The sequence below is a fragment of the Paraburkholderia edwinii genome, from assembly GCF_019428685.1.
Lineage (GTDB): Bacteria > Pseudomonadota > Gammaproteobacteria > Burkholderiales > Burkholderiaceae > Paraburkholderia > Paraburkholderia edwinii.
In genome coordinates this window covers 4629736-4655429 of record NZ_CP080095.1, presented here as the reverse complement: position 1 = coordinate 4655429, position 25694 = coordinate 4629736, and the positions used below count along the sequence as shown (strand labels likewise).

23 protein-coding genes and 1 riboswitch are annotated in these 25694 nt (G+C 64.1%); of the genes, 7 read left to right on the top strand and 16 right to left on the bottom strand.

The genetic code is table 11. The annotated features are described in order from the left end of the window. Window positions 1-238: 238 nt before the first annotated feature. Window positions 239-1399 (top strand): porin, encoded by a 1161-nt coding sequence (locus KZJ38_RS20690; RefSeq protein ID WP_219798003.1) that lies wholly within the window; start codon window positions 239-241, stop codon window positions 1397-1399. Between the two features lie 87 nt (window positions 1400-1486). Then, a complete protein-coding gene (gloA, locus tag KZJ38_RS20685; protein ID WP_219798002.1) occupies window positions 1487-1873 on the top strand; it encodes a lactoylglutathione lyase in 387 nt (128 codons plus the stop codon). 59 nt (window positions 1874-1932) lie between these two features. Here gloA and KZJ38_RS20680 read toward each other — a convergent pair whose 3' ends face one another. The 12 genes from KZJ38_RS20680 to KZJ38_RS20625 all read right to left on the bottom strand — a co-directional run bounded on the left by KZJ38_RS20680 (window position 1933) and on the right by KZJ38_RS20625 (window position 15949). Further along, window positions 1933-2790, bottom strand: a complete 858-nt coding sequence (locus KZJ38_RS20680) for a M48 family metallopeptidase (RefSeq protein WP_219798001.1) — start codon at window positions 2788-2790, stop codon at window positions 1933-1935. Window positions 2791-2855: 65 nt separating this feature from the next. Continuing rightward, entirely contained in the window at window positions 2856-3614 is a 759-nt protein-coding gene (locus KZJ38_RS20675) for a lysophospholipid acyltransferase family protein (RefSeq protein WP_219798000.1), read from the bottom strand. Window positions 3615-3654: 40 nt separating this feature from the next. Beyond that, on the bottom strand, window positions 3655-4212 hold the full coding sequence (gene gmhB, locus KZJ38_RS20670; protein WP_219797999.1) for a D-glycero-beta-D-manno-heptose 1,7-bisphosphate 7-phosphatase: 558 nt from the start codon (window positions 4210-4212) through the stop codon (window positions 3655-3657). A 10-nt stretch (window positions 4213-4222) separates the two neighbouring features. Further along, window positions 4223-6331, bottom strand: coding sequence for a glycine--tRNA ligase subunit beta (gene glyS, locus KZJ38_RS20665; protein ID WP_425518268.1), 2109 nt, complete (start codon window positions 6329-6331; stop codon window positions 4223-4225). Between the two features lie 17 nt (window positions 6332-6348). Beyond that, window positions 6349-7356 carry a glycine--tRNA ligase subunit alpha gene (glyQ, locus tag KZJ38_RS20660; RefSeq protein ID WP_219797998.1) on the bottom strand — a complete coding sequence of 336 codons (1008 nt, stop codon included), beginning with the start codon at window positions 7354-7356 and terminating at the stop codon, window positions 6349-6351. Window positions 7357-7574: 218 nt separating this feature from the next. Then, on the bottom strand, window positions 7575-9248 hold the full coding sequence (lnt, locus tag KZJ38_RS20655) for an apolipoprotein N-acyltransferase (protein ID WP_219797997.1): 1674 nt from the start codon (window positions 9246-9248) through the stop codon (window positions 7575-7577). A 242-nt stretch (window positions 9249-9490) separates the two neighbouring features. Beyond that, a complete protein-coding gene (locus tag KZJ38_RS20650; protein ID WP_219797996.1) occupies window positions 9491-10387 on the bottom strand; it encodes a CorC family transporter in 897 nt (298 codons plus the stop codon). 449 nt (window positions 10388-10836) lie between these two features. Beyond that, complete coding sequence (locus tag KZJ38_RS20645; RefSeq protein WP_246641573.1) at window positions 10837-11586, bottom strand: gamma-glutamylcyclotransferase; 750 nt, start codon at window positions 11584-11586, stop codon at window positions 10837-10839. Between the two features lie 174 nt (window positions 11587-11760). After that, window positions 11761-12222: an rRNA maturation RNase YbeY gene (ybeY, locus tag KZJ38_RS20640; RefSeq protein WP_219797995.1), complete on the bottom strand. Its 462-nt coding sequence runs from the start codon at window positions 12220-12222 to the stop codon at window positions 11761-11763. After that, window positions 12219-13334, bottom strand: coding sequence for a PhoH family protein (locus KZJ38_RS20635; RefSeq protein WP_219797994.1), 1116 nt, complete (start codon window positions 13332-13334; stop codon window positions 12219-12221). Before KZJ38_RS20635 ends, ybeY begins: the two co-directional genes overlap by 4 nt. A 53-nt stretch (window positions 13335-13387) precedes the next feature. Continuing rightward, the gene (gene miaB / locus KZJ38_RS20630; RefSeq protein WP_219797993.1) at window positions 13388-14764 is read right to left on the bottom strand and encodes a tRNA (N6-isopentenyl adenosine(37)-C2)-methylthiotransferase MiaB; all 1377 of its coding nucleotides are present in this window, start codon (window positions 14762-14764) and stop codon (window positions 13388-13390) included. 189 nt (window positions 14765-14953) lie between these two features. Then, complete coding sequence (locus KZJ38_RS20625) at window positions 14954-15949, bottom strand: LysR family transcriptional regulator (protein ID WP_219800519.1); 996 nt, start codon at window positions 15947-15949, stop codon at window positions 14954-14956. 130 nt (window positions 15950-16079) lie between these two features. Between KZJ38_RS20625 and KZJ38_RS20620 the strand changes: the two genes are divergently transcribed. From KZJ38_RS20620 to ribB, 4 genes are all read left to right on the top strand, one after another. Continuing rightward, the gene (locus KZJ38_RS20620) at window positions 16080-16484 is read left to right on the top strand and encodes a VOC family protein (protein ID WP_219797992.1); all 405 of its coding nucleotides are present in this window, start codon (window positions 16080-16082) and stop codon (window positions 16482-16484) included. Between the two features lie 106 nt (window positions 16485-16590). Then, window positions 16591-17760, top strand: coding sequence for an MFS transporter (locus KZJ38_RS20615; protein ID WP_219797991.1), 1170 nt, complete (start codon window positions 16591-16593; stop codon window positions 17758-17760). A gap of 229 nt (window positions 17761-17989) precedes the next feature. After that, on the top strand, window positions 17990-18832 hold the full coding sequence (locus KZJ38_RS20610) for a helix-turn-helix domain-containing protein (RefSeq protein WP_343223841.1): 843 nt from the start codon (window positions 17990-17992) through the stop codon (window positions 18830-18832). A gap of 110 nt (window positions 18833-18942) precedes the next feature. Beyond that, window positions 18943-19147, top strand: a riboswitch (FMN riboswitch). Window positions 19148-19394: 247 nt separating this feature from the next. Next, window positions 19395-20159 (top strand): 3,4-dihydroxy-2-butanone-4-phosphate synthase, encoded by a 765-nt coding sequence (gene ribB, locus KZJ38_RS20605; protein ID WP_219797990.1) that lies wholly within the window; start codon window positions 19395-19397, stop codon window positions 20157-20159. Between the two features lie 225 nt (window positions 20160-20384). On the opposite strand, the gene KZJ38_RS20600 is transcribed toward ribB, so the two are convergent. From KZJ38_RS20600 to glpD, 3 genes are all read right to left on the bottom strand, one after another. Next, the gene (locus tag KZJ38_RS20600; protein WP_219797989.1) at window positions 20385-21071 is read right to left on the bottom strand and encodes an HAD family hydrolase; all 687 of its coding nucleotides are present in this window, start codon (window positions 21069-21071) and stop codon (window positions 20385-20387) included. Further along, entirely contained in the window at window positions 21068-22570 is a 1503-nt protein-coding gene (glpK, locus tag KZJ38_RS20595; RefSeq protein WP_219797988.1) for a glycerol kinase GlpK, read from the bottom strand. Before glpK ends, KZJ38_RS20600 begins: the two co-directional genes overlap by 4 nt. 242 nt (window positions 22571-22812) lie before the next feature. Beyond that, window positions 22813-24441, bottom strand: a complete 1629-nt coding sequence (gene glpD, locus KZJ38_RS20590; protein ID WP_219797987.1) for a glycerol-3-phosphate dehydrogenase — start codon at window positions 24439-24441, stop codon at window positions 22813-22815. A 198-nt stretch (window positions 24442-24639) separates the two neighbouring features. Here glpD and KZJ38_RS20585 point away from each other — a divergent pair, with 198 nt between their 5' ends. Then, window positions 24640-25014, top strand: coding sequence for a hypothetical protein (locus KZJ38_RS20585; RefSeq protein WP_219800516.1), 375 nt, complete (start codon window positions 24640-24642; stop codon window positions 25012-25014). A 235-nt stretch (window positions 25015-25249) separates the two neighbouring features. On the opposite strand, the gene KZJ38_RS20580 is transcribed toward KZJ38_RS20585, so the two are convergent. Beyond that, the gene (locus KZJ38_RS20580; protein ID WP_219797986.1) at window positions 25250-25447 is read right to left on the bottom strand and encodes a hypothetical protein; all 198 of its coding nucleotides are present in this window, start codon (window positions 25445-25447) and stop codon (window positions 25250-25252) included. Window positions 25448-25694 lie beyond the last annotated feature (247 nt).

Sequence of the window (25694 nt, the reverse complement as noted above, 5' to 3'; positions counted from 1 at the left end):
GTGGCGGGCGCCGGTTTTCAGTGGTGATCGTCGCGTCCCGTCCGGCTGGGTTCAACTAACCGGCTTAACTAACGCGAAGTCAAACGACTTACATTTTTCGCACATTCCCCCTTACGTCAGGCATCATGCAGCGGAATTCGTAGTCTGCTCGCATTCTGCTTCGACGTTTCTCCGCCGCTGATAACCGATTCAGGCCGCATGAGCGCGTTTCGACCGACGCGCCATACAAGGAGACGGCATGGTGAAGGCCCGAAGGGGGACCTGTTTTCCGGCGCCGTCTGCCGCGCGGACGGCGCTAGCCTCAAGCGCCATCGCGATCGCCGTCGCGTTCACCGCGACGCCGTCATACGCGCAATCGAGCGTGGTGTTGTACGGGATCGTCGACGAAAGCGTCCGCTATATGACGCACACGAACAAGGCCGGCGATTCGACCGTCGGCCTCGGCAACGGCGGCATGAGCGAGAGCCGCTGGGGGTTGCGCGGTACTGAAGACCTCGGCGGCGGCTGGTCGGCGTTCTTCCGGCTGGAAAACCGCTTCTATATCAATTCCGGCCAGAGCGACACGACGCTGCCGTTCATCAACGAAGCGCAGGTCGGCGTGCAATCGTCTTCGTATGGACGGCTCATCTTCGGGCGGCAGCCGAATGTGCTGATCGAAGGCATCACGATCGGCGGCTACGGTAGCAACCCATGGATCCCGTACAACTTCAGTTTCCAGCCGGAAGTCACGATGTCGGGCGGCATCTGGACCAGCAACCAGGTGCAGTATCAGGCGCGCGTGGATGGCCTGATGTTCGCCGCCGCCTATGCGTTCGGCGGCGTCGCGGGGCACACGTCGTATGGCTCGCAGTTCGGCGCGGCCGCGGCGTACACGCCGAAGGGCGGCCCGCTCAATCTCGGGGGCGCTTATGAGGAGACGCGCGATTCGGTGAACGGCAGCACCGCGAAAGCGTGGACTTTCGGCGGCGCGTACCTATGGGACGGCACGCGGTTTGCGCTCGGTTATATCGTCAATCGCAACGATCCGGGCTTTTCGAACTTCGCTAACGGTCCGTTTACGGCGCCGGTGCTCGCCGCGCTCAAATACACCGATTTTTCGCGGCGCCGGATGATATTCGGCGGCGTCACGCAGGCGCTCGGCAATGCATGGCATCTCGCGGTCAATGTATGGCGTACGCTGCAGGACGGCAAGACTTCCGCACAGGACGGTTCGGCGTGGCAGTACCAGTTCGTCGCCGACTACAACCTTTCGAAGCGCACGGACGTCTACGTCGAAGCCGATTACGCGCTGTACCGCGGCGATCTGATCGGCGCGCAGCTGCAGGGCGTCAACGGTGTCGGGCTCGCGCAGAAGGGCACGCAGGTCGGGCTGATGGCAGGCCTTCGGCATCTTTTCTGACGCGTAAGCGAACGGTCCCTTCCTCAGCGAAGGCCCGGCTTTTTAGGTACATTTACGTCCTCGACACCCCGCAATCAGGAGCTCACGATGCGCCTTCTCCACACTATGCTTCGCGTCGGCAATCTCGATCGCTCGATCAAGTTCTACACCGAACTGCTCGGCATGAAAGTGCTGCGCCGCCAGGATTATCCGGACGGCAAATTCACGCTCGCTTTCGTCGGCTATACGGACGAGCGTGAGGGCACGGTCATCGAATTGACGCACAACTGGGACACCGAGTCGTACGACCTCGGCAGCGGCTTCGGCCATCTCGCGATCGAAGTCGAAGACGCGTACGCCGCATGCGAAAAAATCAAGGCGCAGGGCGGCACGGTGGTGCGCGAAGCCGGCCCGATGAAGCACGGCACGACGGTGATCGCATTCATCACCGACCCGGACGGCTACAAGATCGAGTTCATCCAGAAGAAGTCGTAACCGGCCGGCGCAACCGGCTGGCGAATGAGCCGCGCCGTCACCCGCGCAATCACCCGCACTCAGAGCGCCGGCAGCAACTCGGGCGGATGATGCTTGAGCGTCTGCCGCGCTTCGCGGAACTCGGGGAAAATCGATTCGACCGTTTGCCAGAAGCGCGGGCTGTGGTTCATTTCGCGCAAGTGCGCAAGTTCGTGCGCAACGACATAGTCGATGATCGACACCGGGAAGTGAATGAGCCGCCAGTTCAGGCGAATCTTGCCGTCGCTCGAGCAACTGCCCCAGCGCGTCGCCGCGGATGACAGCGCATACGCGCGGTAATTCACACCAAGCTTTTCCGCGTAGACATCGAGGCGTTCGCCGAACAGGCGCTTCGCCTCGCTTTGCAGCCAGCCCTGCACGCGATCCTTGATCTGTTGCGGGTCGGCCTGCATCGGCAGCGGCAGGGCGAGCGTGGCCGCTTTCTCATCGAGTAGCAGCGTGCCGTTCGGCGCGCCGAGCGTCACGCGCACCGGGTGGCCGAGATACGGCACCTGCGCGCCATCTTTCCAGTCGACGCGCGGCAACGCACGCTGCTCGACACGCGTCTGCCATTCGGTGAGCTTGTTAAATATCCAGCGCTGTTTTTCCGCGATCGCGGTTTCGATGTCGGTCAGCGTGACCCAGCGCGGCGCGGTGATCGTGAGCCCCGTGGTGTCGATCGCGAAGCCGATCGAGCGGCGCGACGAACGTTTCAGATGGTAGTAGAGCGAACGCGCGCCGAGCGTAACGTGGCGCAGCTTCGTGCCGTCGGGCGCAAGCGGCACCGCCGGTTTTTGCGGCGACGGCGATTCGGACAGGCCGGGCTCTTCGAAGAGCGGCAGATCGAGTTGCCGGCTATCGAGCGCCGCGGCGGGTTGCGGCTTGGAAGACTTCTGCATCGGACTCGCTTCACGCTAATACGCCGTCTCGATGACGAATATGACGAAGAGACGGCGTGCGCGCGTCAGATTTGCGCGGCGGCAGGCGCGTTGTGCCCGGCGCCATATGCGGCTGGATCGATGCGTCGCATCTCGGCTTCGATCCATGTTTCGACGCGCATGTTCACTTCATCGGGCGTGAGCCCGCGCGTGTCGATCGGCTTGCCGATCGACACCGTGACTATACCCGGATATTTGATAAACGAGTTGCGCGGCCACACACGCCCCGCGTTATGGGCGATCGGCACGACAGGCGCGCCGGTTGCAATCGCGAAGCGCGCGCCACCCGTTTTGTACTTGCCTTGCTTGCCGGTCGGCGTGCGCGTGCCTTCGGGAAACATGATGACCCATGCGCCTTCTTCCATGCGCCGCTTGCCTTGCCTCGTCACCGATGCGAAAGCGTTTTTGCCTTCCTTGCGGTCGATATGGACCATCTTCAGCATGCCGAGCGCCCAGCCGAAAAACGGCACGTACAGCAGTTCGCGCTTGAACACGTAGCAGAGCGGCCGCGGCATGAGTGCGGGGAAGGCGAGCGTTTCCCATGCGGACTGATGCTTCGACAGCAGCACGGCCGGCCCGTCGGGCAGATTCTCGAACCCCTGCACCTGATGACGGATGCCATTTACGCCGCGCAGCACCACGAATACGGATTTGCACCAGCCGACCGCCATCCAGTAGCGCCGGTCCGCATGCATGAACGGAAACGCGATAAAGCAGGCCGTCGCATACGGAATCGTGAAGACGATGAAAAAGATAAAGAGCAGCAGGGAGCGTATAAAGCGCATCGGTCGGTTCAACGGGTATCGGTGATGCTCACGACGCGCATCAATCCTGTTCTTCGGCGAGGAAATCCAAAGCAAAGGCGCGCAGGTCGTCGTGAATGCGCGTGCCTTCGGGCAGGCCGCCGGCGGCCAGCGTCTTTTGCCCTTTGCCGGTCAGCACCAGGTGCGGCGTAAAGCCGAGCGCCGCGCCCGCCTGCAGATCGCGCAGCGAATCGCCGACCGCGGGCGTGCCTTTCGGATCGATGTCGTACCGCTCGGCGATCATCTTCAGCATGCCGGGCTTCGGCTTGCGGCATTCGCACTGGTCTTCGGCCGTATGCGGGCAGAAGAAGATCGTGTCGATGCGCGCGCCGACCGTGGCCGCCATCCGATGCATCTTTTCATGCATCGCGTTCAACGCTGCCATGTCGAACAGGCCGCGTCCGATGCCCGACTGGTTCGTTGCGATCGCGACGCGATAGCCGGCCTGATTGAGCCGCGCGATCGCATCGAGACTGCCGGGCAACGCGACCCATTCGTCCGGCGACTTGATGAACGCCTCCGAGTCGACATTGATCACGCCGTCCCGGTCGAGCACCACGATTTTCTTTTGGCTGGCCATGGTGGGGCGCTCAGGCGGCGAGCCGCGAAATATCGGCGACGCAGTTCATCTGCTGGTGCAGTGCACCGAGCAGGGCTAGCCGGTTCGCGCGCAACGCCGGGTCTTCGGCGTTGACCATCACGTCGTTGAAGAACGTGTCGACCGGTTCGCGCAGCGCCGCGAGCGCGGACAGCGCGCCTGTGTACTGACGCTCCGCGAGCTGCGACTGCACGCGCGGCGCAACCTGTTCGAGCTGCGCATGCAGTGCCTTCTCCGCGCTTTCGACAAGCAATGCCGCCTGCACGGTGGCCTGCGCGCCGTCGGCTGCCGCGCCTTCGGACTTCTTCAGGATGTTCGAAATCCGCTTGTTTGCCGCGGCAAGCGATGCCGCCTCAGCCAGCGCCGCGAATTCGCGCACGGCGTCGAGGCGCGCGACGATATCGTCGAGGCGCGTCGGATTCAGCGCGAGCACGGCGTCGATTTCGCCCGCACCATAACCGCGCTCGCGCAGCAGACCGCGCAGGCGGTCCATAAAGAATTCGTAGAGCGCGGACGTCGAATCGGCGACAGCCGGCAGCGCGGCAAACTGCCGGTGCGCGGCGCGCAGCAATTGAACGAGATCGACCGGCAACTGCTTCTCGACCAGAATGCGCAGCACGCCGAGTGCATGGCGGCGCAGCGCGAACGGGTCTTTTTCGCCGGTCGGCTGCAGGCCGATGCCCCAGATGCCGACGAGCGTTTCGAGCTTGTCCGCGAGCGCGACGGTCGTGCCCGTTGCGGTGGCGGGTAGCGCATCGCCGGAGAAACGCGGCTGATAGTGCTCCGAGCATGCGAGCGCGACTTCGTCGGCTTCGCCGTCATGCCGCGCGTAGTACGTCCCCATCGTGCCTTGCAGCTCGGGGAACTCGCCGACCATATCGGTGATCAAGTCCGCCTTCGCGAGGCGCGCGGCGCGTTTCGCGAGCGCGACGTCGGCGCCCGTCAGCGCCGCGATTTCGCCGGCGAGCGCTTCGATGCGCTCGACGCGCTGCAGCGTCGAGCCGAGCTTGTTGTGATACACGACGTTCGCCAGCAGCGGCACGCGGTCCGCGAGCGGCTTCTTCTTGTCCTGCTCGAAGAAGAACTTCGCGTCGGCCAGACGCGGGCGCACGACACGTTCATTACCCTCGACGATATCGACGGGCGTATCGGTCTCGATGTTCGAGACGATCAGAAAGCGCGAGCGCAGCTTGCCGTTCGCATCGGTCAGCGCGAAATATTTCTGGTTCGTCTGCATCGTGAGGATCAGGCATTCCTGCGGCACCTGCAGGAACTCGTCCTCGAAACGGCATGCGTAGACAACCGGCCATTCGACGAGCGACGTCACTTCGTCGAGCAGCGCTTCAGGCATCACGACCTGATCGCCGTTCGCATGCGCGAGCAGGTGCGAGCGGATCACGTTCTTGCGGTCGGAGAAGTTCGCGACCACGTGGCCGCGATGACGCAACGTTTCCGCATACGCATGCGCATGCTGGATCTGCACGAAGCCTTCCGAGAGAAAGCGATGGCCCAGCGTCGTGTCGTCCGCGTCGATACCGAATGCGCTGACGGGCACGATCCGGTTGTCGTGCAGAACAGTCAGACGATGCACGGGGCGCACGAATTGCACGTTGGTGCCGTCCGGGCGCTGATAGGTCATGACCTTCGGAATAGGCAGCTTGGCGAGTGTTTCGTCGAGCGCGGCCTGCAGGCCCTCGGCGAGCGTCGCGCCAGGCGCCGCATAGCGCAGGAAGAATGCTTCAGCCTTGCCGTCCGATGCGCGTTCGAGATCGCTCACCGAAAAATCGGCAAAGCCGAGCGCGGCGAGCTTCTTCGCGAGCGGCGCGGTGGGCTGGCCGTTCGCATCGAGCGCAACCGATACCGGCAGCACCTTTTCGCGCACGTGCTTTTCCGGCGCGACCGCGCGCACGTTGTTGACGGTGACCGCGAGGCGCCGCGGCGTGGCATAGCGTTCGAACGACAGCTCGCCTTCGATCAGATCGCGCGCCGCGAGGCGCTGCGCAATGCCTTCGGCGAACGCGTCGCCGAGACGCGCAAGCGCTTTCGGCGGCAGCTCTTCGGTCAACAGTTCGACGAGCAGGGTGGCGTGTTGGGAATGCATGATGTGTTCTTGTCTCGTCAGTCTTTGTCGAACTTCGGCTCGAGCTTCAGCGACGGCGCCCAGGCCGGCTTCGCGGCTTCCTGTTCGTCGGTTTCGAGGCCGGGCACCGCGTGCACCGGGTTGCCGAGCATCGGGAAACCGAGCTTTTCGCGCGACTCGTAATAAGCCTGCGCGACAAAGCTCGACAGATTGCGGATGCGGCCGATATACGCCGCGCGTTCGGTGACCGAGATCGCGCCGCGCGCATCGAGCAGGTTGAACGTGTGGCCGGCCTTGAGCACGAGCTCGTACGCGGGCAGCGGCAGATGCGCGTCGATCATGCGCTTCGCTTCCGCTTCGTAGCTATTGAAGAACGTGAACAGCAGTTCGACGTTGGCCTGCTCGAAGTTGTACGTCGACTGTTCGACTTCGTTCTGGTGGTACACGTCGCCATAGGTGAGGCGCCGCATTTCAGGGCCATTCGGGCCTTGTTCTTCCCACTCGGTCCAGACGAGGTCGTAGACGTTCTCGACCTTTTGCAGATACATCGCGAGGCGCTCGAGCCCGTACGTGATTTCGCCGAGCACCGGTTTGCAGTCGAGTTTGCCGACCTGCTGGAAGTAGGTGAACTGCGTGACTTCCATGCCGTTCAACCAGACTTCCCAGCCGAGACCCCATGCGCCGAGCGTCGGATTTTCCCAGTCGTCTTCGACGAAGCGCACGTCGTTCTGCTTCAGATCGAAGCCGAGCGCTTCGAGCGAGCCAAGGTACAGGTCGAGGATGTCTTCGGGGGCCGGCTTCAGCACCACCTGGTACTGGTAGTAATGCTGCAGGCGGTTCGGGTTCTCGCCGTAGCGGCCGTCCTTCGGACGGCGCGAGGGCTGCACGTAAGCCGCGCGCCACGGCTCGGGGCCGATCGCACGAAGGAACGTATGGACGTGCGAGGTGCCGGCGCCGACTTCCATGTCGATCGGCTGGAGCAGCGCGCAACCCTGCTTGTCCCAGTAGGACTGCAGCGTCAGGATGATTTGCTGAAACGTGAGCATGAAGTGCCTTTCCGGCGGGAAGTGCGGCGCGCATTCGAACCGCCGCGGGACCGACCGCTGCATGCTCCGGTCCGGCGGCGGGCCGTCGCGCGGCCCAGTGCTAAAACCCTGAATTTTACCGGATTGGCGTTACGTTGAGACTTTGCGTGCCGCTCAGCCTCGTTCAGTCGATGGGGCGATTGCGGTTTGCGTCGTTGGGCGCGGCCTCGTCTGCACTTTTATCGGCGTTTTTTGCCGGCGTCCTTACCGGCGTTTTTGCGGCGGCGGTCCACCCGCGACGGGCCGAACGCGAACCCGAATGCAAGCAGAAACAGCGACGCCGCGAGCACCGTGTTGTTGCCGCTCGTGATGTACGGCGTGTCGCCGGCCATGCCCTGGATCGTCACATCGAGCGAGCCTACGGTGAAAGTCGGCAGGCGCCCGATGACCTTGCCGTGTTCGTCGATGGCGGCGGTCACGCCGGTGTTGGTCGCGGCCAGCATCGGCCGGCCCGTTTCGAGCGAACGCATGCGCGCCATCTGCAGATGCTGGTCGAGCGCGATCGTATCGCCGAACCACGCGAGGTTCGTCACGTTGATCAGGATGCCGGCCGGCGTCGGGTTCTCGCGGATCGTGCGTGCGATCTCTTCGCCGAAAATATCCTCGTAGCAGATATCGACCGATACCGCCTGGTTATGCACGAAGAACGGCTTTTGCACCGCGGCGCCGCGCGCGAAGTCGCCGAGCGGAATGTTCATCAGGTTGACGAACCAGTGGAAGCCGAACGGCACAAATTCGCCGAACGGCACGAGATGATGCTTGGCGTAGTGGTACACGCTTTTATCGTTCGGCGTGATGCCGTAAAAGCTGTTCGTATAGTCGACCACCTGGCCGTCCGGCGTGATCGTGCCGCCGATCGCGCCGAACAGGATCGACGAGCCGGTCGAATCGGCGAAGCCGCGTATCGTTTCGGCGAATGCGACGGGGATGTCCTGCGCCAGCACCGGAATCGCGGTTTCGGGCGTGACGATCAGGTCGGCCGGCTTCGCGATGATCATCTTCTGATATTCAGCGATTTCCTCGATCACGCTCGCTTCTTCGAACTTCATGTCTTGCTTCACGTTGCCTTGCAGGAGGCGCACGGTTAACGTGGCGTTCGCGGCATGCGTCCATGACGCGAGCGGCAGCAGCAAGCCGGCCGCGATCAGCGCGATGGCGATGGCCGCGGGCGCGACGATGCGTGCGCGGCTTATGCGTGCGCGCAGCAACGCCTGCGCAATCAATGCGGCCGTCAACGCCAGCACCCAGGCGACGCCATACACGCCCGCCAGCGCCGCAAAGCCTGCGAACGGCCCGTCGACTTGCGGATAACCGCTCGCGAGCCACGGGAAGCCGGTGAAGACCGTGCCGCGCAGCCACTCGCCGAGCGCCCACGCGCTCGCGAACGCGAAGGCGCCATGCCAGGTCGGCGAGAACGGCGTGTCGTCGGCTTTGCCGTTGCGGGCGTGTCCCGCGCAGAACGACCACAAGGCTGCCGAAAACGCCGGGTATAGCGCGAGATACATCGAGAACAGCACGACCGCGCCGCCCGCCAGCGGTGCGGCCATGCCACCGTAGACGTGCATGCTCACGTATAGCCACCAGATGCCCGACACGAAGTTGCCGAAGCCGAACGCGAAGCCGGTCAGTGCGGCGCTCTTCCAGCCGGTCGCGCGCGTGAGCCACGCATAGAAGAAAACGAAGATCGCGAGTTCGAGCCAGCCGCCATGCGGCGTCGGCGCAAACGACAGCGTATTGAGGGCGCCCGCGGCAAGCGCCGCGAGGTAGTGCCAGCGCGGCAACGTGCGGCGGGCGGCTGTCGCGTCGTTGGGCGTCACGCCACGGGGCAGACGGGAGGGGATCGGGTCGGCCATGTTGCGTTCCGGTGCGTTCGTTATGGTGGTGTTGCAGGTGCGTTGCTTACGGTAGCGTGCTGCCGCGGCTTATCGTTGACATGCCGCGACTTGTTTCTCTTGCGGCGACGGCCGCAGCCGCGGCGTGCGGACTAAGTCAGCCCCTCGCGAGCCCGGGACGAGCCCCGTATGAGCCCTGGACGAGCCGCGCGCGTTCGCCTGCAGCCGTGTTGCGTTCTCGCTGCCGGATCCGGAAAGCGCGATCAGGTTCCGACGTGCTGTGCGTCGCGCTCGCGCTGACCCGCGAGCGGGTCCTTGCGCACGAGCAGCATATGAATTTGCCGCGCGTCGGCGCGCAGCACTTCGAAAATCAGATCACCGAGGCGCACCTTTTCGCCGCGATGCGGCACGCGCCCGAAGTGATGCGTGACGAGTCCGCCGATCGTGTCGTTTTCTTCGTCCGACAGGTGCGTGCCGAATTCTTCGTTGAACTGCTCGATTTCGGTCAGCGCGCGCACGCGATAACGCCCGTCCGGCGACGCGATGATATTGCCGCTTTCTTCGTCGAAGTCGTATTCATCCTCGATATCGCCGACGATCTGCTCGAGCACATCCTCGATCGTGATCAGCCCCGCGACGCCGCCGTATTCGTCGACGACGATCGCGATGTGATTGCGGTTCACGCGAAAGTCATGCAGCAGCACGTTGAGGCGCTTCGATTCCGGAATGAACACCGCGGGCCGCAGCATGCCGCGCACGTCGAATTCTTCTTCCGCGTAGTAGCGCAGCAGGTCTTTCGCGAGCAGCACGCCGATCACGTTGTCGCGATTGCCTTCGTAGACCGGGTAGCGCGAGTGCGCCTTTTCGAGCATGAACGGGATGAAGTCGGCGGGCGTGTCGGCGATGTTGATCGCGTCCATCTGTGCGCGGGGCACCATGATGTCGCGCGCGCTCAGTTCCGACACCTGGAACACGCCTTCGATCATCGAGAGCGAATCGGCGTCGATCAGGTTACGTTCGTGCGCGTCCTGCAGGATTTCGAGGAGTTCGCCGCGGGAATCGGGCTCTGGCGAGATGAAGTCGGTCAGTCGCTCGAGCAGTGAGCGCTTTTCGGTGGGTTTGTCGCTGGCAGATCGTCGACTGGGATACGTGTCGTTCATGGTGGTGCGCCCGGCTCGTGCCCGGCGCGCTGTTGCAGAGTGTTAAGGATACACCACACGCATGGCGCGTCCGTGTCCCGCCGGGCATGGCCTTGTTGCAGGCCCGGGGCTGGCCGGCGCGCGGCCTGCGGCTTAGCCGGCGCGGCGGTCTATCAGTCGGCCTGTGAATCGGCCTATGAATCGGCCTGTGACCCGACCCATGAATCGGCCTATGAATCGGCCAGACCGAGCCCGGTTTTGCCGCGGCAGGCCTGCCGATCGGCTTTGACTGGACATCTGGAGGCTTCTGCACGGGCGTTCGCCACGGCGCCGGCGGTCGTGCTAGCGGGCGGTACGTGTTTTTATCCTAACGGATAAACCTGCGGCGTGAGGTGAAGAAATTTAATCTGTGGACGCGGCCGGCGCAGTGCAAGCCTCCGGCCGATGCCGTTTTTGCGCGCCAAGGCGCGTTACTTCGGGGTCGGTTCGCGGGGCCCGCTCGCCGGAATGGTCGGCTCCGCGGTTTGCTGCGCTTGCTGCGTTTGGCGCGCTTGCCGCGTTTGTCGATCACAACGCGCGAGTAGCGCCTCGAGCGCGCGGTCAGGCATGCCGCTTTTGCGCAGGGCGTCGACGGTGCGGTTCACGTAATCGAGCGTCGTGCCGTAACGGCCGGTCGCGCAGTTGAACACGATGCGCACGACTTCGTCGGAAAGCTTGCCGGTATAGCTCGGCACGTCGCGGCGCATCACGAACGCGAGCGCGTCGACGCGCCGCCCGTCGGCGAGCACGCACGGCAGCCATGCGGGACGGTACGAGCCCATCGCCATTTCGCGGCGCCACAACGCTTCGAGATGCGGTATCGAGCCCTCGGCCGCGAGGCGAAACGCGATGCCGCTGCACGAGCCGCCGCGGTCGAGCGCGAGCACGAGACCCGGCTGCTCGGGTGTGCCGCGATTCACGCGCGACCACAGGTATAACCCGCGGTGATAGCCGTGCACGCGCGAGCGGACGGCTTCGGCGGTCGGCAAACCGGGGTTCCAGATCAGCGAGCCATAACCGAACAGCCACAGGTCGCTCATGCGATCCCAGCGCGCGAGCGTTTTATCCATCGACGCACGCAATTCTTCATCCGAGAGCAGCCGCGATTCGCCGAGCGCCGGCGGATAGCCGCGGCCGTCAGGCTCAGTGGGCGGTGCGGGATCGGGATGGCGGGCAGTCACGGTGCGTTCCAGATAAGCGGCGCCTGAGGGCCGCGATCAGACGTGATATCAAGCGTGAGTTGCCACAGGGCGCCGACGATGACATCACGACGGTGAAACGCGGCATCAGGAGAGGTATTAAGCGAGGTATCAAGCGCGGTTTGACTCGCCGTTGCCGCTGCGGGTTCAGCGAGTTCAGCGGTAAGGGTCCGGGAAACCGAGCCCTGCCAGCACGTCTTTCTCGATCGCTTCCATCTCCTGTGCATCGGCATCGTTCTCGTGATCGTAGCCCTGAGCGTGCAGGGTACCGTGAACGAGCAGGTGCGCATAGTGCGCGACAAGCGGCTTATGCTGTTCAGCCGCTTCCTTTTCGACGACCGGACAGCACAGGATCAGATCGCCGCTGACCGGATCGTCTTCCGATTCCGCGTACGCAAAGGTCAGCACATTGGTCGCGTAATCCTTGCCGCGATAGGTGCGGTTCAGTGTGCGGCCTTCTTCCGCGTCGACGAAACGCACGGCCAGTTCCGCGTCGGCGAAAAGTGCGGCCTTGATCCAGCTTGCGACGGTTGCGCGCGGCAGCAGCGACTTGTGTTCGGGCCACGCTTTTGCCGCGGGAAACTGCAGGTTCAACGAAAGTTTCGGTGCGCGGGTCATTGGGCTTTGGCGCCCGCCTGAACCTGTGCCGGGGCGGCCGCCCTGTCTTCCTTCTTCGAATGCGCGTCGTACGCTTCGACGATCCGCGCGACGAGCGGGTGACGCACGACGTCGGCGCTTGTAAAGCGCGTCAGCGCGATACCACGCACATTCGACAGCACCTGTTCCGCTTCGATCAGCCCGCTTTTCTGGCCGCGCGGCAAGTCGATCTGCGTCGTGTCACCGGTTACCACGGCCTTCGAGCCGAAGCCAATCCGCGTGAGGAACATCTTCATCTGTTCGGGCGTCGTGTTCTGCGCTTCGTCCAGGATGATGAACGCATGATTCAGCGTGCGGCCGCGCATATAGGCGAGCGGCGCGATCTCGATCATCTGGCGCTCGAACATCTTCGCGGTCTTGTCGAAACCGAGCAGGTCGTACAACGCGTCGTAGAGCGGCCGCAGATACGGATCGACTTTCTGCGCGAGGTCGCCCGGCAGGAAGCCGAGCCGCTCGCCGGCTTCGACCGCGGGGCGCGTCAGCACGATGCGCTTCACCTGATCGCGCTCGAGCGCGTCGACCGCGCACGCAACGGCGAGATAGGTCTTGCCGGTGCCCGCGGGCCCGACGCCGAACGTGACGTCGTGCGCAACGATCTGCTTCAGATATTCGCGCTGTGCGGGCGTGCGGCCGCGCAGATCGGCGCGGCGCGTATAGAGCTTCGGACCGAGTTCTTCCTCGTCGTCGGTGGCGACGCTCGCCGGTTCGTCGAACGGATGATCGGGGTCGCCGCGAAATCTCGGGTCCACTTCGTCGTCGCCGTTCGGCCGGCCGTTGTTGCCCGCGTGGTTTCCGCCGTGGTTGCCCGGATGACGCGATTCGACGAGCGCGAGCTGGATGTCGTCGACCGATAGCGGGTCGCGCGCGTTGTTGTAGAAATTTTCGAGCGCATTGAGCGCGACTTTCGCGCCGCGCCCGCGAATGCTGATGCGGTGGCCGCGGCGTTGCAGCGTGACGTCGAGCGCCTGTTCGATCTGCCGCAGGTTTTCGTCGAGCGGGCCGCAGAGGTTGGCAAGCCGCGCATTGTCATCGCGCGGTGCAGTGAATTCCAGTTGTTGCTGAGTGGTCTTCAAGGCGATGGTTCGATCCTGTCGGTGCGCGACGCGGCTTAGGTGCCCGGCGTCGCTCAATGAGTGGTCTCGGGCGAGTTCTCGTGCGCGAGCACGAGTTCGCCCCTTAACGAATGTGGGTACGCGCGGACGATTTTCACGTCGATCATTTGTCCGATCAGTCGCGCATGCGATTCGAGCGGCGCCGGGAAATTGACGACGCGGTTGTTTTCGGTGCGGCCCGCGAGTTCGGTGGTCGGGTCCTTGCGCGCCGGCCGTTCGACCAGAATGCGCTCGACCTTGCCGACCATCGCTTCGCTGATGCGCGCCACGTTCTCCTCGATAGTGGCCTGCAAATGTTGCAGCCGTTGCAGCTTGACTTCGCGCGGAGTGTCGTCGTGCAGATTCGCCGCGGGCGTGCCCGGACGCGGGCTATAGATAAACGAGAAGCTCGTGTCGTAGCTCATGTCGTGAACGAGCGACATCGTCTTCGCGAAGTCGTCTTCGGTCTCGCCGGGAAAGCCGACGATGATGTCGGTCGACAGCGACAGATCGGGACGGATCGCGCGCAGCTTGCGGATCACCGACTTGTACTCGAGCACCGTGTAGCCGCGCTTCATCGCCATCAGGATGCGGTCGGAGCCGTGCTGAACCGGCAGATGCAGGTGGCTCACGAGCTTCGGCACCTTCGCGTAAGTGTCGATGAGGCGCTGCGTGAATTCCTTCGGATGCGACGTCGTATAGCGGATGCGCTCGATGCCGGGGATGTCGGCGACGTATTCGATCAGCGTCGCGAAGTCCGCGATATCGGACGAACCGACGGTCAGCGCGCCACGGTAGGCGTTGACGTTCTGGCCGAGCAGCGTGACTTCGCGTACGCCCTGGTCGGCGAGGCCGGCTACTTCTGTGAGCACGTCGTCGAGCGGGCGCGACACTTCCTCGCCGCGCGTGTACGGCACGACGCAGTAGCTGCAGTACTTGCTGCAGCCTTCCATGATCGACACAAACGCGCTCGGCCCATCGACGCTCGCCGGTGGCAGATGGTCGAACTTTTCGATCTCGGGAAACGAGATGTCGACCTGCGGACGGCCGCTCGCGCGGCGCGCGTCGATCATCTGCGGCAGACGGTGCAGGGTTTGCGGGCCGAATACGAGGTCCACATACGGCGCGCGCGACACGATCGACGCGCCTTCCTGGCTCGCGACGCAGCCGCCGACGCCGATCAGCAGGTTCGGGTTCGCTTCTTTCAGTTCGCGCACGCGGCCGAGATCGGAGAAGACTTTTTCCTGCGCTTTTTCGCGCACCGAGCACGTGTTGAACAGAATGACGTCCGCGTCTTCCGGCGTGTCGGTTTTCACGAGGCCTTCAGCGGCGCCGAGCACGTCGACCATCTTGTCGGAGTCGTACTCGTTCATCTGGCAGCCGAAGGTCTTTACATAAACTTTCTTGGTCATCTGGGGTTCGCCGTTCGCAGTGGTTGACCTGGGGGCGCGGTTCAGTTTTCGGATTGAAGTGGGGTGCAAACGCGCGGTTGGTATTGCTCGAGCGTGGTTCAAGCGTCACAAGTGCAGTTCGAGCGCAATTCGGTACGCAATGGGTACCGACGGGGGCGTGTTTGCAGCGTAGTCCGATATTATAGCCGTTCACCGAGCGCCTTTTCCGGCGCTGGTTTGGGCGGCGGCATCCGCGGAATCGGGCGGCTCCGGCGTATCCGTATAGCCGCAGCGCGCCTCGAGTTCGGCCAGCGTGCGCGTAAAGCGCTCGGCCAGAAAATCGAGCAGTACGCGCACGCGCGGCGCCATAAAGCGGTTGCGGTGATAGAGCGCGTGCAGCGGCGCGTCTGGATAGCGCCAGCCGGGAAGCAGCACGCGCAGGCCGTCCGAGCGCAGGTCCGCCTCCACATCCCACATCGATTTCACGACGATCCCGTAACCGCGCAGCGCCCACTCGCGGGCGACCGCGCCATCGTTCGTTTCGCGTGCGGCATCGAGCGGCACCGTATAGACCTCGACTTCGTCGCCGCGCGTAAAACGCCATTCGTTGACGGGACCCGACGCCGTCGAAAGCACGATGCAATGAAAGCGCGCGAGGTCGCGCGGATGCTCGGGCTGCCCGTAGCGCTCAACGTAGTCGGGCGACGCGCACACGACGCGCGGATTCGGCGCCAGCCGCCGCGCCACGAGCGAACTGTCGGGCGGCACGCCGAAGCGGATCGCGAGGTCGATGTCTTCCTGCACGAGGTTCGACAGAGAATCGGACAATGCGAGGCCGAACGTCACATCCGGGTATAGCGCATTGAATTCGTCGAGCCAGTGCATCAGCAGGTTGCGTCCGAAGTCCGACGTCGTCGAAATGCGCACCTTGCCGCGCACGACGTTCTGGCCGGCCTGAAGCGCCATTTGCGCGTCGTCGAGCGCGCCGAGCGCCTGACGGCAGCCTTGCAGAAAAAGCCTGCCCTCTTCGGTGAGCCGCAGCTGCCGCGTCGTGCGTTCGAAAAGCCGCGCCTTCAGGCCGCTTTCGAGCTTCGCGAGACGCGCGCTGGCGGCGGCGGGCGTCAGGCCCAGCTTGCGTCCCGCGGCGGAAAGGCTGCCCAGTTGCGCGGCCTCGACGAAGAGCCGGATGTCGCCGAGATTGTTGATTTCTTCCATGATGTGCAGAGAAATCGATATTCAAAAAGTTTTTGAGAATCCTTCAAATGTTAGGTCAATTCTCAAACCGGTGCTTTGCGGTCACAATGCGTCGCATCGGTGAAAACCCTGGAGAGCTGCCATGCATCTCGACCATGCAACGATCGTGACGCCCGACCTCGATGCCGTGCGCCGCTTCTTTGTCGACATCGTTGGCCTGAGCGACGGCGCAAGGCCGCCGTTCCGCTTCGACGGCGCGTGGCTGTACGCGGACGGGCGAGCCGTGATTCATCTGGTCGACTCGACCTCGCCTGCGGGCTCGCCCAACGATGCCGTGCATGGCCGTGTATCGCCGCGCATCGATCACGTCGCGTTTCGCGTCGACAGCCATGACGCGTGGCACGCGCTGATCGCGCGCATGGATGCCGCGGGCGTCGCCTACCAGCGCGCCGAAGTGCCGCTTACGCAGCAAGTGCAGTTGTTCGTGGCGCTGGCAACCGACGTCGTCATCGAATTCGTCACGGCTGCGCAAAACGCGTCCTCGTGAGTGAAGCGATGCGTCGTCGTACGTAGTTCGGTGCGCGGCTTGTCCACGCTTCGTCCGTACTTACGCGCGCCTGGCCTGATCTGAGTTATCCCTGGAGCATGTTGAAATGCCTATTCCGCTGTTAGCGCTGGCGATCAGCGCGTTTGCCATTGGTACAACCGAATTCGTGATCATGGGGCTCCTGCCCGAGGTCGCGAACGATCTCGCCGTTTCACTGCCGTCGGCCGGTCTGCTCGTGAGCGGCTATGCGCTCGGCGTCGCGGTCGGTGCGCCGCTGCTCGCCGTCGTCACGAGCCGCATGCCGCGCAAGATCGCGCTGCAATTGCTGATGGGCGTGTTTATCGTCGGCAACGTGCTGTGCGCGATTGCACCCAGCTACGGTGTGCTGATGGTCGCGCGCGTCGTGACGTCGTTTGCGCACGGGTCGTTCTTCGGCATCGGCGCGGTCGTGGCCGCGTCGCTCGTGCCGCAGGAAAAGCGCGCCAGCGCGATCGCGCTGATGTTCACGGGCCTCACGCTCGCGAATGTGCTCGGCGTGCCGTTCGGCACGTTCATTGGCCAGCAGTTCGGCTGGCGTGTCGCGTTCTGGATTGTCAGTGGCCTCGGCGTGCTGTCGCTTGCGGGCGTCACCGCGCTCGTGCCGAACCGGCATGACAGCGGACCCGCAAACCTCGGTCATGAGGTGCGCGTGCTGAAGGAGCCGCAAGTGTGGCTCGCGCTTGCGATGACGGTGCTCGGCTTTGGCGGCGTGTTCGTCGTGTTCACGTATATCGCGCCGATTCTCGAACAGGTCAGCGGCTTCACGCCGCATGGCGTGACGCTGATTCTCGTGCTGTTCGGCGTTGGGCTCACGGTCGGCAACATGATCGGCGGCAAGCTGGCCGACCGCTCGCTGATGCCGTCGCTGATGGGCATTCTCGCGGTGCTCGCGGTCGTGATGGCGGTGTTTGCGCACACGAGTCATGCGCAGATCACCGCAGCGGTAACCGTGTTCGTGTGGGGCATCGCGGCGTTCGCGACGGTGCCGCCGTTGCAGATGCGCGTGGTCGAGAAAGCGGCGGCTGCGCCGAATCTCGCTTCGACGCTCAATATCGGCGCATTCAATGTCGGCAATGCGGCCGGCGCGTGGCTCGGCGGACTCACGATCGGGCATGGTTATGGACTCGATGTGCTGCCGTGGGTCGCGGCGGCCGTTGCGATTGCGGCGCTCGTGCTGACATGGGTGGCGGCGCGCATGGATGTGCCCGCAACGGTTGTGCAGCGCGTGCGGGTTTGAGTGATGGAATGGGGCGCTGGCAGTTGACGCTCAAGCACGACGACGGGGCGTGTCGCCGCCACGTTGATCGCCACGCATTCCATGCCGCTTTCTTTGTGAGCAAGCATCTGACGGCGAAGCTGATATCGGTGTGACGATATCTTGGTTAGGCTTGATGCTTGCCGATGCTAGGCTTGTCTCCGATCATGCTTGCGCCGCGCGAACGCGGCGCGCAAGGAGGAGGTACGTCATGCATTCCCCGCTTGCGCTTGTGCGCGAACCCAGTGCGAGGTCCGTCGAAATTCACGGGTCGACGGCGACGGCCACGGTGCCAGGCGTCGCTGAAACCGTCGCCTTGACAGCGGCTTCAGTCAAAGCTGCGGCCGCTGCGGAAACCGTGGCCGTGGCAGCGTCCGCCACGCAAACGACGGGCGTGGAAACGGCGGTCGTCGATGCGGTGGCTGTCGAAACGGTGGCTGTCGATACGGCGGCCGTCGACACGGTCGACGGGCTCGAGCAACTAGTCGGTCTCAATCTCACGCGTTTGCGCTCGGAGCGGCAATTGTCGCTCGATGCGCTTGCGCGCCTGTCAGGCGTCTCGCGCGCGATGCTCGCGCAGATCGAATCCGCGCGCAGCGTGCCGTCGATCAAGGTGCTGTCGAAGATCGCGGCGGCGCTGAAAGTATCGGTGTCGGCGTTTTTGCGACGCTACGCGGTGCACGGCTTCGAGCATTTGCCGGCCGATCGCGCGGCGCGGCTTCTGACGTCGAACGGTCGCTTCGCGACGCGCGCGCTTTATCCGGATGCCGAACCGGCCGCCGCCGAGTTCCACGAGTTGCGCATCGCGCCGCTGCATACGGAGCCGGGCACGCGCCGTGCGCCGGGCACGACGGCCCATCTCGTCGTCAGCGAAGGGACGCTCGAGATCAGCGTGCACGATCGGCGCCAGTTGCTTGCGACTGGCGACGCGATCGTGTTCGACGCCGACCAGCCTCACACGCTGCGCAACCCCGGCGATACCGAGGCGCGCGCGTTTCGTGTGACTGTGAATCCGGAAGCGCCACCGCGCTGGGCCGTGACGCACGCGGTGTGACTGCGCATGTGAACGCGCGTGTGAACGTGCATGAGCGGATTAAACAGGTCCAGCACGATAGCGACGATTGTTGTATTCTTTGCCCGCCGGAAACATCGTTCCGGCAATCAGTACGTCTTCAGGGCGGGGTGAAATTCCCCACCGGCGGTATGCAGACGGTGTCGTGCAATCTTGAGCGTCAGGTGCACACCAGTCTGCAAGCCCGCGAGCGCTCGCGTGAACGTGTCTTCAAAGCAGTTCGAAGCACGTGCGAGGTCAGCAGATCTGGTGAGAGGCCAGAGCCGACGGTTAGAGTCCGGATGGAAGAAGATGTGCAGATAGTCATCTGTTCGTCCATTGGCGTGCCGCCTGTTTGAGAGGGCGGTGTATCAGTGTATCGGTGCCGCGGTGCGTAGCCGTGAGACATCGCTGCAATAGGGAGCCGCGCTGCTTCGTGATGATGTTTTGTCGCGTAGTTGAGTGCTGTTTTCGCTGCGATATCGGTGCGCCGGCTGGACGCGTTTGTCTGTTTGCAATGCCCTGAAACGTTTTTCGCCCGAACCCTTTGCGAGGAGCGTTTCACATGTCCGTTACTGCCGCATCCGCTGCTGTTTCCACTTCTGTTTCCGCCGCAATTTCCACTTTTCCCGAGCCTGCAATCCGAGCCGACGACGCGCTCGCCGATCTGCCGTTGCCTCCCGCCGATGACATCCCGCCGCGTATCGCCGCCGCGCTCGAAGCGCTGCGCGATGGCCGCGCCGTCGTGCTGCAGGACGATCACGACCGCGAGAACGAAGCCGATCTGATCGTCTCCGCCGAGCGCCTGAGCGTCGAGACGATGGCGCTGCTGATTCGCGAATGCAGCGGCATTGTCTGTCTGTGCCTGCCCGACGAGCGGATTCGCGCACTCGAACTGCCGCCGATGACAACCAACAACGAGAGCCGCAACAGCACCGCGTTCACGGTATCGATCGAGGCGCGCGACGGCGTATCGACGGGTGTATCCGCCGCCGACCGCGTGACGACGATCCGTGCCGCGATTGCCGACAACGCGAAACCCACCGACATCGTGCGGCCGGGCCACGTGTTCCCGCTGCGCGCGATGCCGGGCGGCGTGCTTGCGCGGCGCGGCCATACCGAAGGCACGGTTGACCTCGTGACGCTCGCAGGCCTCAAGCCCGCGGGCGTGCTGTGCGAACTGATGAACGCCGACGGCACGATGATGCGCGGCGCCGATGTCGAGCGCTTCGCCGCGCAGCACGCGATGCCGATGCTGACGATTCCCGAACTCGTCGAGTTCCGGCAGGCGCTGGCGGCAGCTCGCGAATTGGCGGAAGAGGCGGCTTAAGCGATTCGCTGCGCGAGGCGCGTGTTTGATGACGCGCAGCATGCTGCCGATATGATCCGGTCGGGCGCCGCCGCTGTGCCTCGCTGTGCGAAGGCGTGTGTGTCTTGCGCGGTGTGCGTACCGATACGGGATCGTCGGCGTGCCGTGCCGTTCCGCAGGGCGCTCGCGCCGCGCCGTTCTGTGCCGTGTTGTGCCGTCCCACGCTGCAACGCGCCGAATCGCACGTTACGACTGCACGTCGCCAAACTCGCCTCGCATGCCCGCTTCGACAAGCGCCGGCAACTCGCTCATGTGCTGCATGATGCGCGTGATGCCCATCTTGCGCAGCACATCGGCATAGCCGTCGGGGATGTGACTCGCGCCGACGAACGCGATGGTCTTCATGCCGGCTGCGCGCGCCGCATTGAGACCCGACATGCTGTCTTCGATGACGAGGCAGCGCGCCGGGTCCACGCCCAGTTGCTGCGCGGCGAACAGATACACGTCCGGGAACGGCTTGGGCCGCGCGGCCTGTTCCGCGCTGAAGATGCGCGGCGCGAACAGTTCGGTAAGGCCGGTGCGCTCCAGCGAGGTCGTGACCCGCGCGAGGCGGCTGTTCGACACTACCGCGGCCGGCAATGGCACGCGATGCAGCGCATCGCGCACGCCGGCGATCGCGCTCAACGATCTCGCGAGTTCCGCTTCGACCTGCCGGTCGACGGTCTTGACAAAGTCCACGGGCAACGTGATGCCGAACGCCGCTTCGACGCTTTCGAGGAAGCGCGCCGTCTTCTGACCGAACGCGGTTTTGACGATCGCGTCGAACGACAGATCCGGATACATCGCGGAGAGCGTGCTGTGCATCACATGATCGGCGATGACTTCGCTGTCGACGAGCACGCCGTCGCAGTCACAAATGAGGTGGTCGATCATGCTACGTCATCCGCCCATGCTTTCGCCGCGCGCACCGCACGCTGCCAGCCCGCGAGACACTGATCGACCTCCGCCCGCGCCATTGACGGCGAAAAGCGGCGCTCGAGCTGCCACTGGTTTTGCAGCGCATCGATGTCCTTCCAGTAGCCGACCGCTAGCCCCGCGAGATACGCGGCGCCGAGCGCCGTCGTTTCGCTGACGCGCGGGCGCACCGCATCGACGCCGAGCATGTCGGCCTGGAACTGCATCAGCAGATTGTTCGCGCATGCGCCGCCGTCGACGCGCAGTTCGCCGATGCGCATGCCCGAATCCGCTTCCATCGCCTTCAGCACGTCGACCGACTGATACGCGATCGAATCGAGCGCGGCCCGTGCGATATGCGCGGACGTCGTGCCGCGCGTGACGCCGAACAGCGAGCCGCGCGCGCGGGCGTTCCAGTGCGGCGCGCCGAGCCCGGCAAACGCCGGCACGAGATAGACGCCGTCGCTATGCGCAACGCTGTCCGCCAGCGTTTCAATTTCGGCCGCGCTGCGAATCAGGCCGAGGCCGTCGCGCAGCCACTGCACGACCGCGCCGCCGATAAAGATGCTGCCTTCGAGCGCATAGTCGACGCGCTCGCCGATCTGCCATGCGATTGTCGTGACGAGATTGTTCTTCGATTCGATCGGCTGATTGCCGGTGTTCATCACGAGGAAGCAGCCGGTGCCGTACGTGTTTTTCACCATGCCCGACTGCGTGCAGAGCTGACCGAACAGCGCGGCATGCTGGTCGCCGGCGATGCCCGCCAGCGGGATGCTCGACGCGAACACGGTGGCTTGCGCGGGCCCATAGACCTCTGACGACGGCCGCACTTCAGGCAGCATGCTGCGCGGAATATCGAGCGCCGCGAGCAGTTCGTCATCCCATTGCAGCGTATGGATATTGAAAAGCATCGTGCGCGATGCGTTCGTGACGTCGGTGATATGCAGGCTGCGCTTCGTGAAGTTCCAGACGAGCCAGCTGTCGACGGTGCCGAACGCGAGCTTGCCTTGCTTCGCCTTTTCGCGCGCGCCTTCGACGTTGTCGAGAATCCAGCGGATCTTGGTGCCCGAAAAATATGAGTCGATCGGCAAGCCGGTCCGGGCGCGCACGGTTGCTTCGAGTCCCTGCGTTTTCAGCTGATCGCAGAAGTCGGCGGTGCGGCGGTCTTGCCAGACTATCGCGTTGTATACGGGCTGCCCGGTCTCGCGGTCCCAGACCACCGTCGTTTCGCGCTGGTTCGTAATGCCGATCGCGGCGATCGCCGAACCGTTGACGCCCGCGCGCGTGACGGCTTCAGCGGCCACGCCCGCCTGCGTCGACCAGATTTCGTGCGGATCGTGCTCGACCCAGCCCGGCCGCGGATAGATCTGCTCGAACTCTTTCTGCGCGGTCGACAGGACGTTGCCGTTGCGGTCGAACAGCATCGCGCGGGAACTCGTCGTTCCCTGATCGAGCGCGAGGATGTATTGATCCGGCATGTGTCTCTTCTCCAGTTTTGGACGCGTCGCTGGCGCGCGGTGCGGGCGCGGGATTTTATGTACACCTTTCGGCGCTAGGCTCGCGCCTGGCCTTGGCGGGCCGCCCGGTTGCAGAGCGCCGTTGCCATGTACGGTTGTCGGGCTTGTTTGCCGCGCACGACTGCCGCCTCTCGGCACGAGCGCCGCGCGCGGCATTCAGCGCTGCCAAGGCCTAATTGTTGCACGCGGGCCGTGCACTGTGATCAGGTGGGCGCGTTATAGATGGGCTGAGCAGGTGTCTCACGTGCGAACCACGCGTCGATATCGCGTGACACCGCGTCCAGCGTGTCCGGTTCGACATGCAACCCGAGCTTGGTGCGGCGCCACAGCACGTCGTAGGCGCTGCGCGCCCATTCGACCTCGCGCAGATAGCGCAACTCCGCTTCATACAGATCGGGTGTGAAGGCATGCCCAAGCGCAGCGAGCGATTGTGCATCGCCCACCACTAGCGCGGCACGCGTGCCGTATGCGCGCGCATATCGATGCGCGAGCCGTGCAGGCAACCACGGATGCTGTTGTGCGAACTGCGCGGCAAAGCGCGCGAAATCGGCGTGCGCGATATCGCCGCCAGGCAGCGGCGCACCCGCCGTCCAGGCGGGCGCCGGCGCACCGAGCGCGCGCGTGAGTTCATCGAGCGCTTCTTCGGCGAGCTTGCGAAACGTCGTGATCTTGCCGCCGAACACCGACAGCAGCGGTGCTGCGCCTGCCGGCGCATCGAGTTCGAGCCGGTAGTCGCGCGTGACCGCGGATGGATTGTCCGCCGTCTCGTCTTCGAGCAACGGCCGCACGCCCGAGTACGACCAGACCACATCGCGCGGCGAAATGGGCTGCTTGAAGTAGCGGTTGATCGACTCGCACAGGTACTGCGTTTCTTCCGCGGTGATCGCGACCTGCGAGGGATCGCCTCGGTATTCGACGTCGGTCGTGCCGATCAGCGTGAAGTCTTGCTCGTACGGAATCGCGAAGATGATGCGTTTGTCCGGGTTCTGAAAAATATAGGCGTGGTCGTGCTCGAAGAGCCGCCGCGTGACGATATGGCTGCCCTTGACGAGCCGCACTGAGTAAGCGGGCTTGTTGTTTGCGCCGCCGTTCGCGGCCGGGTTGGCGCCGTTGTTCTGCTCGTGAGTTGCGGTTTGATTCGGCGTCTGATTCGTCGTGCGCCCGAGCGCTGCATGCAGCAGTTCGCCAACCCACGGACCTGCCGCATTCGCGATGGCGCGCGCTTCGACATCGAGCGTCGTGCCGTCCGCCTGGAGAAGCCGTGCGTTCCACAGACCATTCGTACGCGTGGCGCTAACCAGCTTCGTACGCGTCAGCACGCGCGCGCCGCGTTCGCTCGCGTCGAGCGCATTGAGCACGACGAGCCGCGCGTCGTCGACCCAGCCGTCCGAATAGACGAAGCCACGCTGGATCGAGGCGATAAGCGGCGCGCCGGCCGGATGCTTGCGCAGATCGATGCCGCGCGAGCCCGGCAGCAACTCGCGCCGGGCGAGATGATCGTAGAGAAAGAGTCCCGCGCGGATCAGCCACGCGGGCCGCAGGTTCGGCATGTGCGGCATGACGAAGCGCAGCGGCCACATGATGTGCGGGGCGGCGCGCAGCAGCGTTTCGCGTTCCTGCAAAGCCTTGCGGACGAGCGCGAACTCGCGGTATTCGAGGTAGCGCAAGCCGCCATGAATCAGCTTCGTGCTGGACGACGACGTATGCGCGGCCAGATCGTCCTGCTCGCACAGCAGCACCGATAGACCGCGCCCGGCCGCATCGCGAGCGATGCCCGCGCCGTTGATGCCGCCGCCTACGACGAGCAGATCGAAAGGAGACGCTTGTGCCACCGGTGTGCCCTCGCGTTGTGCCTGGTGTGTCTTCGAAGAAAGCTGATCGAAAACTGTATTTTCGTTTTCGAACTCTAACGAACACTTTCGAAAAAGTAAAGTTCGTGCGGAGTCATGCTGGGGCAATTTGCACGACTGGTGGCGCGCGTCGCCGCGCCGGACGATACTCTTGGCACCAGCTATGTCGAGGTGAAGAAGATGCGTGGAATCGGAATGATCGGGGCCGCGGCGCTGCTCGCGGGGTGTGTGAGCACGCCGAGTCTGACCGGCACACCGGGTGCGCCGTCGTTCGCGGCGTTGCAGCAGATGTGCGGCCAGCAAACGGTGGACTACGGGCAGGATTCGCAGAACGTCTACGTGACGTTCTTCGACGCGTATGTCGCGCATAAGCGCGGTGGCTTGTCGCAGGACAATTACTGCGCGTTCCAGCAGTCGATCGCGCAGCACTACACCGAACTCGGCACGAGCAGCGACCGCGAGGCGCGCAATCGCTGGGTCGCGTTCTTCAACGACCAGCGCGCCAAGGCGATCACATGGCGCGCGGCGGTCGACTCGACCTTGCGCTCGGGTTAATCGGAGAATCCGCGTAAGTCGAATGGGCAGTCGGCGAGCCTGCGGGCAAAGCTTCCGCAGGTGGCCGACGCGCGGCCGGCTAGTCCGACAGCGAATAGAAAGATGTGCATAAGAAAACGGTCAGGCGAGCAGATGTCGCGTGACCGTTCGTGAATCGGTGTCGCTTGCGCGCTCGTTGCGAACGCGCGGACAGATTCAATATGCCGGCCGGCAAGGTCCTGCTATTGCCGGGGATCTATGAAAGCCGCTTGATGGCTCTGAGTGCGGAATCGCCGCTCTCGGTGACGCGCCATTGCTGCCGGCCCGACGCAAGACGTTCAAGCTGGACGAGTTGCCGTTCGAGCAATGCGTCGAGCTCTTCGCGCTGCATGTCGACCTGGTTCGGTGCGTCCTTCACGAGCAACAATGTGGCGAATTCATGCGGACTCAGCATCGTTTCTCTCCATTTCAGCGTACTCGGGCTGCCTTCGCGACCAGTCGTAAGGCTTGGCTTACGGGCCGGCGATCCGGCTTGCGATCCTTATGGGATCAGGCATGAGGTTGAGCTTTCGTGGCCGCCGCACTCGATAAGCACGTCGGGGAACTGGAGTTTAGTCAACTGGCCCACGAACTCCAAATCCGCCCCAGTAAATTTTCCATTTGACAGCGGAAAGAGCCGCAGGCGGTCCGGGCCGGCGCGC